This is a genomic window from Chryseobacterium sp. SN22, assembly GCF_008329705.1.
Taxonomy (GTDB): Bacteria; Bacteroidota; Bacteroidia; order Flavobacteriales; family Weeksellaceae; genus Chryseobacterium.
Genome location: NZ_VTSX01000016.1, coordinates 118476 through 128394, shown reverse-complemented (window position 1 = coordinate 128394; position 9919 = coordinate 118476). Strand labels below are relative to the sequence as shown.

Sequence of the window (9919 nt, the reverse complement as noted above, 5' to 3'; positions counted from 1 at the left end):
CTTTAAGTATGTAAATTATCATTTAAAGCTTCTTATGGGTAATTAATCTAAACAGATTATATGTGGAAAACCTATAGTTTATTTTCATATACAAATGTAAATTGTGATTTATTCTCTCAATTTTCACACTTATTTTAGCCTGTATTTTTAGAATTTAATAATGTAAAGAGGCTTCTTATATGCCCGTTTATATTCTTATAACAAATTATACAAAAAGAGGTCCAAATGGTACTAAAATGTCGTTTAAGAATTCATTTTACAGATTTAAATAGCCTCTATACGCTCTGTATAGGCATTTATTTACCTCCTCTATCGCTATTATACAAAAGCTCGAAATTGATCTTACAACCCGCAGCAAAATTAAAGGTATACTATAGATTTTAGTGTTTAAACCGAAAAAACTTATCAATAAGTTATCGACGATTTTACTCTATTTGTATTAATTCAGGTATTTAATACTAATAAACTTTTGTAAATTAATTAATAAATCTCTGATTAATAGCATTTTAAACTGTTTACAAATGTATCTAATAGGTATTTACATTTGTGTATTAGTTTAATTTGCATTTGTAATTTATATTATTTACATTTGTAACATAGTTTAATATATGATTATGGGTTTAAACGAGAGAATTTCAAAGGTGATCGAGTATTCCAGATTTACTCCTTCCGAGTTTGCTGATGAGATCGATGTCCAACGGTCTTCGATTTCGCATATCACTTCCGGCAGAAACAAGCCGTCTCTTGAGTTTATCATAAAAATAAAATCACGATTTCCGGAGCTTCTCTGGGACTGGCTTGTAACCGGCGAGGGAGAAATGCTTAAGTCAGAACTACCGGAAGAAAAACCGGCCGCTGCAGAATCTGCAGAAAATTCCGGGTCGAGCAATCCAAAGCCCGCTTCTCTACCCGACCTGTTCGAACTGATAAATAAAGATGAAAATTCCGGAGCTGCAGAAACTGAAATGGCAGAGTCGGAACCGACGCCCCGAGAATCGTTCACACCTCCCCAAAGTACGGCTCAGGAAAAAATAACGGATTCTCAGCCATTAGCAAAACCCAATGAGCAGATCATAAGCCAGGCTATTGAAAACCAGCAAAGTAAAATAAAACGTATCGTTATCTTTTATGATAATGGAAAATTCGAAAGTTTCGAGCCATAAAAAAAACCTGATCATAGGATTGATCAGGTTAATTATTATAAAAATAATAAGCTCTTATTCTTTTACCAGCTTTGTTACTTTTGCCAGTTCACTGCCTTTTATTTTTAACATATAATTTCCTTTAGGCAAATCTGAAACATTATATTGCTCAGTGCCTTTTAAAGTCTTAAGTATTCGTCCGGACATATCAATAACTTCCACTTGTGTAATTTTGATTTTTTCAGGGTTACTGATCCTGAATACGTCTTTTACAGGATTAGGATATACCTGCATCCTGTTATCATATTGCATGACTTCGTTGGTACCTAAACTTCCTGTTGAATACGTAACAATGAATGGCATATCCATAGGATAATCCGGTGCACTAGCCGGGTTACCATCATCAATTATGGAAATCCATGACCCGTCAACTGCATTATTCTGTTTAGCATTCCAACCAGGTAGACCTCTTGTTCCTGAAATGGTGACAGGCGGAAAAAATCCTGCACTTGCAACCGTTACATTCTGCAGCTGGTATTTAATCCAATACGTACCAGCCGACAGAGTAACGGGTGTGCTGCCATTAATTCTCCAGATTCTGCGTGTGGTTCCCGGCGCGGAGGCTACTGGCACTGCACTGTTAAAAATTCGGTATGCATTAATTTGTGTACCGGATACATATCTATTGGTTGTGTCATCACCAAAAACACTTACCGCTCCTGCTACCGAAGGATCTGAACTAAAGATATTCACCCTCATCGTATTGAATGGTGACGTAGTTCCGTTATATCCTGTCTGGTAGGCGAAAACATCGATAGAAGTAATGTTCCAGGTTTGTCCCGCAGGAATCGTAAAGTCATCTGCAATAAAGAAGCTGGCTGTTGTAGAACTGTATGTTCCCGCATATCCTGCACTGGAATTCGATTCTGTTGTATTGCCTGTATTATTCTGAACTTCAGACCATGTGTATCCAGCCGGTGCAGCAACACCGCTTTTAGAAGTGGCACCCGTGCTCAAACCTCCGTTATTATAGGTTTGTGCGAATGTAAAGTTAGCCATCAAGGCGACAGCAAGGCATAGATTTTTTGTCATAGTTATCTTTTTTATTGATTTAATCAAATGTAGATAATTATAATCAATTCAACAACATAAATTAAAATTTTTTGCATTATATACACCTCAAAAGAATAATCAATAGATATAATGAATATGGCATAAAAAAGCCTCACAAATTTGTGAGGCTCTTATATGCTTGAATCAATACTTATCTGTTGCGGGTTCTTCTGTCCAGTTCCTTTTTAATCAGACCAAGTTCTCTTCCTGTCTGTCCGGCAACCGAAGTATTCTCCTGGGCTCTTCTTGTCAGGTACGGCACCACATCTTTTACAGGTCCGTAAGGAAGATATTTAGTGGCATTATACCCTTTATCGGACAGATAGAATGTAATATTGTCGCTCATACCGTACAGCTGTCCGAAATATACATGAGGATTACCGTTTTCGAGACTTTTGGCTTTCATTTTATCCATCACCAACTCGGAAGAAACTTCATTATGAGTCCCGAAAAATGCGGAAACCTTATCAAGATTATTCATTACAAAATCGATTCCGGCATTGTAGTTTCTATCGGAAGCTTCTTTGTTCGGCTGTATCGGATCCGGATATCCCTTTTCCACAGCTCTTGCCCTTTCCTTTTCCATATAGGCACCACGAACGATTTTGTAACCGATAAAATATCCCTTTTCTTTTGCCCTTTGCAGGTTGGCTTCCATATATTCCAGTCTTCCGGTTCTGTACATCTGGATCGTGTTCCAGACGATCGGTTTTTCCCGGTTGTATTTTTCCATCATGTCTTCACACAGATGATCTGCCGCATCCTGCATCCAAGTTTCTTCGGCATCTACCATTACTTTCTTCCCGTGTTCATGGCAAAGGCTGCATACCTCATCGAATCTCTTTACCACTCTTGCCCATTCCTCCTTCTGGCTTGACGTAAGTTCCGTATTTTTACCAACTGCTTCATAAAGATCAATCCTTCCGAAGGCTGTAGGTTTAAATACGATAAATGGAATAGCAGGATTCCCCACAGAAAACTTTATGATGTCTTTGATCTCTTTACAAACCGCATCAAAAGTAGCTTCATCTTCTTTTCCTTCAATCGAATAATCAAAGATGCTTCCCACGCCTCTCCTGAAAAGCTGCTTAACCACCTTCATACTTTCCTCACGGGTTTCCCCTCCGCAGAACTGTTCAAACAGAGTCTTTTTCACAATTCCGGTAACAAAAGGGAAATTATTATGAACGGTGAAATTAAGAACGGAAGTTCCGACTTTGGTAAGAGAAGGCTGCTCGATCATCTTGAACATCCAATACGCTTTTCTTAACTGGGCATCAGATTTATCTGCAAATGCTACTTGAGTATCGTTAAAAATGGGCATTACTTGTATATAAATTTAGGTTCTGCAAAGGTAATAAAAGGATAAGGTATTCTAAAGAAATTTTTCTACAATTTACCTTCCAGCCCGTTCAGGAGCATGGCAATAATCCCGATAAAAACCCAGATTCTTAAAATATTGAGGGTGACGAAATTATTTCTCCTGGTATGGTTCAGCAAAAGGTAAACACATGCTATGAAAACAAACAGACCCGCTGTGAAATAGTAGGCCATAAATCCCGAAATCCCGGTTTTCAGGATCAGTTTCATGGATACGGCCATCGTAACAATCAGGAGGGAAACAATAATGATTTTCGCATTTTTACTTTTGAAGTAATTCGGAATGGTGGTATAGCCAAACGCTTTATCGACACTTTTTGTCAGCGTATCTTTTACAATATCGATGCACAGCAGAATCAGGAACAGGAAAACAGCCATCAGCAGGACTTTCTTTGAAAAGGTCTCATAATAAACCATCATTCCGAAGAAGGGATATAAAGTCAGGCTGACAAAAGTAAGGTTATTGATAATAAGCATCCGGCTCAGCTTATGGCTGTAGAACCACATGAAAAACTGGTAGACCACAAAAAACAGGAAAACCCTGTGCGAAATCATCCAGGCAACGCCTAAAGAAATAACGCTAAGGATCAGATAAACATATAAAAAATATTTCTGTTTGATGAAACTCTGCAGCCTGGTCCGGAATGGCTTTACGATATGATCCTTTTCAAAATCGTAAAACTGGTTGATGATTCCCCCTGCAAAAATGGTAAGCACCGTACAGAAAATAATGCCGTGGACCTTGAAGTCAAAGACGAACTTCCTGAAATTTTCATCCTGGTTAAAAAGGAAAAATGTAGAAACATAAAGGGCAAACGTAAGCAGAATAGCAATAAAAAAGCGAGCTCCCAGAAGAAAGCCCACGAATTGTGAAAATCTATAAAATAGAGATTTCGGAATATCGAATTTCTGTTGGAAGGTTTCTTTTTCAGAATTCATTCACAACTTTTTAGAATCTGTAGATTACTTCTTTCTGGAAGCCGTCAAGCATTTTTTCTGCTTTCTCATAGTCTTTGGTGAAACCTAAAATATAGCCGCCGCCGCCGCTTCCGCAGAGCTTCAGGTAATAAGCATTGGAATCGAGTCCTTTTTTCCAAACGTTGAACAGGCTTTCCGGGATCATCGGACGGAAATGTTCATATGCCCAATGGGATAATTTTTTCAGGTTTCTGAAAAACGGATTCATATCCTTTTTAAGAAATGCCTCAATACAAGCATTGTTATAACGGATAAATTCTTCTTTAAGGGTCTTGCGGAAACCTTCAGTCTTCATTTTTTCAAAGAAAATCTGAACCATCGGCCCTGTCTCCCCCGTCATTCCTGAATCGATCAAAAAAATCGCTCCTTTTCCCGCTTCGCCGGCAGGGATGGCTACGCGGTCTACGCTTTCTTTGCTTTCGATGAGAATCGGAAGGTTCATGTAGCAGATCAGCGGATCTATTCCGGAACTTTTCCCGTGAAAATAACTTTCCATCAGACCGAAAACCTTACGGAGGTTTTTCAGCTCTTCTTTGGAAATATTTTCAGGATCGTGTTTTGAAACGGAATACCGTTCAAAAATTGCGGCCACCAAAGCACCGGAGCTTCCTACTCCATAGCCCTGGGGAATATTGCTGTCGAAAAATAATCCTGCGGCAATTTCTTCCTTAAACCGTAATACATTAAGCTCAAAGGTTTCGGGAAGATTCAAATTCTGCAGGTAGTCTGCATATTGTATAAGATGCTGATTGGATTTCTTTTCAAATTCTGAATCCAGTGATGAGAACTTGAGGGTACCTTTATAAAAACTATAAGGTAACGTCAAACCCTGGGAATCTTCAATAATTCCGTATTCTCCGAACAAAAGGATTTTTGCGTAAAATAAAGGGTTTGTCATTTATGTAAATAAATTTTTTTGCAAATTTAAAACTATTCTGTTGAATACAAGCAAATCCCGAGCCGAATTCTAACAAATTTTAACAGCTAAAATGTTTTAAGATTTTAACTAAATTATAAAGCCCTGCTTTCTATTATAAAGTTACTAAAAAAGCCTGACAAAATCAGGCTTTTATTATAGAATCCGTAAGATTACTGCTTCATCAGTTTTTTGGTTATTTTCTGTTTCTCTGTCTCCACCGTTACTACATAATTACCGGTCTGCATCGAAGAAATATTGACATCCAGTTTGTTTCCTTTTAAAGAAGATTCAGACCTGATGAGCCTTCCCGCTTCATCATAGATGCTGAATGACTTCAAGGCTTCTTTTGAGGAAATGGTCAGGATATTTCTTGCAGGGTTCGGATAAATGCTCACGGAATTATCTTTGGTATTCACATCCTCCACAGCAAGTACCGCACAGGAAAAGTTGGCCTTCCAGCCGGTATCATTCTCCGCAGGATCAGAAATGAAACGTACAGTGATTGCTCCCGAGGGATGTGTTGAAGTAAAAGTCCCGGGTAAAGTGGTGCCCGTAAGACCATTCCCGTTTGGAAACATGGGTGAACTTGTAGACGGACCATTATAGATATACATAAAATCATATCCCTCCTCCAGGCCGAACTCCGTGAAGCCCATGGTCAAAGCTCCAGAACTTGGATAAAATGTCTTTACAATCGTCTGGTTATCGTCATAATTGCCTGTTGTTCCGCCCGTATCGGTAAACGAAGCTCCGCCGCACCAATCGGCATCCGTTAAAAACAGCTGGGTTCGTTGGTAACCTGCCGAACAGTCGGTCCCGACGGATAATAGATAATACGTTGCCGGCTGAAGGCCCGATAAACTTAATGACTGGGTTGATGACGTTCCGCTGCTTACCTGGGTTCCGTCGAATTTCGTAACCTTATATTTCCATGACGTTGATGTTGCATCCGTAAAGGCCGCATTGGCAGAAATCTGGGTGATGTTGGATACCAGCAATCCTGTTATGGTAGTACCACATGCGGTGGTACAATTGGTTCCCAGGCATGCTTTGGATTCTACGGTATTTCGGATCAGGTTGCCTGGCTGCGGACCGAAACCGTTGGCAAAATTGATGCCTACTCCTGAAACAAGATGGCAATAGCTCATAATAGTTCCTTTTACTGAAGAAGAAGGAATCGGTCCTGTCGGGCAGTTGCCTTCCGGATAACCCGCCTGGGTTCCGCATCCGTCGATGGCTGTTGAATTTCCGTTCCATGCGCAGGCGTGGGTGTGGGGCGATCCTAAGCTGTGTCCCATTTCATGGGTCATGGCCTGGATGGTCCATGAATAAACCGGAACGTTGTTGTATGTTTGGGACGCTCCTGAATATGCATGTCTGTATGTGGTGCAGAGAGAATTAACGTAAGCCACGCTTGTCGTAGAAGGCTGGTTGACCAAATGTGCCAGATCACCGTTGAAGGTTTGCCTGTTTGTCCTGAAGCTTGCCAGATTCGCGTTCGGAGTTCCGGTATAAGGATCCGGAGTTGTCCAGATATAAATTTCGTTCAATGCGATTTTGATATCGTCATTGTTATACAGCGTAGAAATGTTATTATGGATGGCCGTCAGCCAGTTCGTCGTTGTCGTGATGCTTGATCCGTTGTTGATATAAGGCGTATAGCAGATTTCGTAATAGATCCTTACACAATTCTGGGTTAAAAGCTTTCCGGTATTATTCTGTGATGCCGGATCAAAAGAAATTTTCTGCTGCCGGTCGTCCGCCAGTTCGTCTACTCCGCACACAAAAGGATTCAGGCCGGTAAGTTTCCCATCGGAATAGCTTACAAAATCTGTAGAATTTTTAACTTTTCCGACAACGATATTTCCAAGTTCCGGTGTTGAAGCGACGCCTACGATATCGCCATCAAAGAAACTGAATGCCGCAACCGATTGGTGGTTGCCCTTTACAATCCCCTGATAGTAAGCCCCGGGAGTATAATTTGCAATCTCTCCTTTGCCGGTGGTCACTTTAAAATCACTGGTCAATATCTGATTTTTATAAAGCTCCACGGTAATCAACTTTCCGTCGAAGGGAAAAGAAATTTCAAGGTATTCCGGTTTTTCATACACCAGTTTTTTTAATTGTTTAACATCTAAATTTAAAACTGAAATATCGGTGGCCGATCTCTTATATTCGGCTAACCGATCAGAAGCGGTATTGAGAGTAAACACTTCAAATTTTTCAAAGTTTTTCTTCTGCGCATGAAACTCTGAAATTTTTTGTGCTACCGGCCTTATGCCTTGGGAAAAGCCGAATACCGCTAACTGAAGAATACAGAGGATTATAAATCTCTTTATCATTTATCTAATTATTTAATATTGAAAAATAAGAAAAATAATCCTCAAAAAGTTAAAAAATTCATATTATTTCATAGCAATTACCAATAATAAATTAAAACAAACAGATATTATGCTTGATGAGAAATTATAAGGAGAATAAAAAAGGCATCAACTAAGTTAATGCCTTCTTATTTAATAAAATTGGGTCGGATCAATGTTTAAGTACACCATTTTTTACAAATCTGATCAGAATGGCTCCAATAGCGAAAAATGCTGACATGGATATAAATGCATACTGCATATTGTGGAATTTCTGAATAAATACGGTGAAAATAAGCATTCCACAAATAATTGCTAATTTCTCAAGCACATCATAGAAACTGAAATATGTGGTGTTTTCCATGGAATTTTCGGGCAGCAGCTTAGAATATGTAGACCTGGACATTGCCTGCAGCCCCCCCATCACCAGACCGATAAGTGCTGCAAGACCGTAAAACTGCATCTGCAGATTCGGATTTTCCTTATCCAGGGAGTAGGCTGAAAGACAACAGATGATCCAGATGATTACCGCAATGGTAATGACATTTTTGTTTCCTATTTTCCTGGATAGCTTAGAGAACAGGAAAGCACCGAAGATGGCAATAATCTGGATTACAAGAATTGTAATAATCAGTTTATATTTATCGACCTCTTTCGGGAAAATTACCGTACTTCCGAAAGGAACCGCCATTAAAAAAATGGTCTGCATCCCTACACTGTAAAAGAAGAAACTTGATAAAAAGAATTTAAGCCCTTTATCTGAGAACAGCTTGTTCCCTACACTGAAAAGTTCTTTAAAGCTTTCCTTGGCAATGTCTTTGTAAAAACTGATATTGTCTTTAAGCACTTCGAAAAAACCGCCCTGCTCTTCGTGTCTTTTGAAAATGTTCTTGTAATTTAAAAGCACTAGGTCTTTCGGAAGTTTATCTTTTACATCTCCGAATTGAGGAAGATGTTTAAAAGTATACTGTGAAAAACCAAACCACCAGGCCCCGGTAAGCAAGAAACTGATCCTGATGTAAATTTTGGTTTGTTCCGGACCTTTCGCCACCATCTGAATCAGCAACAGGCAGATGATCAGCAGGATGACTGATCCTACATAGCCGTAAATATATCCTTTGGCAGACAGCGAATCCTGTTTTTCAGGCGTGGCAATATCCGGAAGAAAAGAATTATAAAAGACAAGGCTGCCCCAGAAACCTACACTCGCCGTAATGCTGAACAGCAGGCCCAGGAAAACATTAGACATTCCTGTAAACATGGCCAGTCCCATACATGACGTTGCACCGAGGTAACAGAAAAACTGTAAAAATGATTTTTTGTTTCCGATTGTATCTGCCAGCGAAGACAAAAACGGTGATAAAAGGACCACCAGCAGAAACGATATTGCGTAAGAGAAACTGAGGACGGCATCGGGTTCGTAAGTCTCTCCGAATACCCGGATCATATGCCTTATGGGAACTTCCTGTACTTCCTTCGCTTCTGCAACGAATTCTTTTTTGTTGTAAGCCGTTGTCAGAATGGTGTAATAGATCGGAAATATAGCAGATGTTATTACCAGCGAGTATACCGAATTGGCCCAGTCATACACCGCCCAGGCTTTCATGATCTTCGGGTTATTTTTTATGTTTTGAGGTTCCAGATTCTCAGTTTCAGACATTTCAAATAAATATTTATAAGCACAAAAATAGGAAAACCATTGAATATTCGGCGTTTTTTATTTTATTCGGGAAAAATTTTATTATTCCGTTAAAGTTCGGAAGCCTTTTTCTTCTGCTGATTTACCAAGTATATGGATCTGCATTTGTCGGGTACGGATGTTAATTAATTTTAAATCAGTTTTAAAGAAGCAGAAAACAGGCTGTGCTATAATTCAGATGATCATAATTTGAATACACTTTAAATAAAGGCTGCCGCCCTAGCCCTGATTGCAATGGAAATCCTTTTTTGGAAAAAAAGATTGCAATGGAAAGCAGGATCAAGCTCCAGATAAAAATTCAGACAGGCTTCATAAAAAAATCCGGAAG

Annotated in this window: 7 protein-coding genes; 1 reads left to right on the top strand and 6 read right to left on the bottom strand. The window is 39.3% G+C overall.

The features are described from left to right. Window positions 1–614 precede the first annotated feature (614 nt). On the top strand, window positions 615–1163 hold the full coding sequence (locus tag FY557_RS12485; protein ID WP_149247579.1) for a helix-turn-helix domain-containing protein: 549 nt from the start codon (window positions 615–617) through the stop codon (window positions 1161–1163). A gap of 54 nt (window positions 1164–1217) precedes the next feature. Here FY557_RS12485 and FY557_RS12480 read toward each other — a convergent pair whose 3' ends face one another. The 6 genes from FY557_RS12480 to FY557_RS12455 form a co-directional block, all read right to left on the bottom strand. Continuing rightward, window positions 1218–2234, bottom strand: a complete 1017-nt coding sequence (locus FY557_RS12480; protein ID WP_149247578.1) for a T9SS type A sorting domain-containing protein — start codon at window positions 2232–2234, stop codon at window positions 1218–1220. A gap of 172 nt (window positions 2235–2406) precedes the next feature. Further along, window positions 2407–3579: a proline dehydrogenase family protein gene (locus FY557_RS12475; protein WP_149247577.1), complete on the bottom strand. Its 1173-nt coding sequence runs from the start codon at window positions 3577–3579 to the stop codon at window positions 2407–2409. A gap of 65 nt (window positions 3580–3644) precedes the next feature. Next, entirely contained in the window at window positions 3645–4574 is a 930-nt protein-coding gene (locus tag FY557_RS12470) for a UbiA family prenyltransferase (protein WP_149247576.1), read from the bottom strand. 10 nt (window positions 4575–4584) lie between these two features. Beyond that, window positions 4585–5511: a mevalonate kinase gene (locus FY557_RS12465; protein WP_149247575.1), complete on the bottom strand. Its 927-nt coding sequence runs from the start codon at window positions 5509–5511 to the stop codon at window positions 4585–4587. A 191-nt stretch (window positions 5512–5702) separates the two neighbouring features. Beyond that, window positions 5703–7874: a T9SS type A sorting domain-containing protein gene (locus tag FY557_RS12460; RefSeq protein ID WP_149247574.1), complete on the bottom strand. Its 2172-nt coding sequence runs from the start codon at window positions 7872–7874 to the stop codon at window positions 5703–5705. A gap of 190 nt (window positions 7875–8064) precedes the next feature. Next, window positions 8065–9552 (bottom strand): MFS transporter, encoded by a 1488-nt coding sequence (locus FY557_RS12455; RefSeq protein ID WP_149247573.1) that lies wholly within the window; start codon window positions 9550–9552, stop codon window positions 8065–8067. Between the last annotated feature and the right edge of the window lie 367 nt (window positions 9553–9919).

What these genes read in the sequence shown, in the direction of transcription:
- FY557_RS12485 (WP_149247579.1), top strand. Translation starts at nt 615, where the DNA reads ATGGGTTTAAACGAGAGAATTTCAAAGGTGATCGAGTATTCCAGATTT.
- FY557_RS12480 (WP_149247578.1), bottom strand. Translation starts at nt 2,234, where the DNA reads ATGACAAAAAATCTATGCCTTGCTGTCGCCTTGATGGCTAACTTTACA.
- FY557_RS12470 (WP_149247576.1), bottom strand. Translation starts at nt 4,574, where the DNA reads ATGAATTCTGAAAAAGAAACCTTCCAACAGAAATTCGATATTCCGAAA.
- FY557_RS12465 (WP_149247575.1), bottom strand. Translation starts at nt 5,511, where the DNA reads ATGACAAACCCTTTATTTTACGCAAAAATCCTTTTGTTCGGAGAATAC.
- FY557_RS12475 (WP_149247577.1), bottom strand. Translation starts at nt 3,579, where the DNA reads ATGCCCATTTTTAACGATACTCAAGTAGCATTTGCAGATAAATCTGAT.
- FY557_RS12455 (WP_149247573.1), bottom strand. Translation starts at nt 9,552, where the DNA reads ATGTCTGAAACTGAGAATCTGGAACCTCAAAACATAAAAAATAACCCG.
- FY557_RS12460 (WP_149247574.1), bottom strand. Translation starts at nt 7,874, where the DNA reads ATGATAAAGAGATTTATAATCCTCTGTATTCTTCAGTTAGCGGTATTC.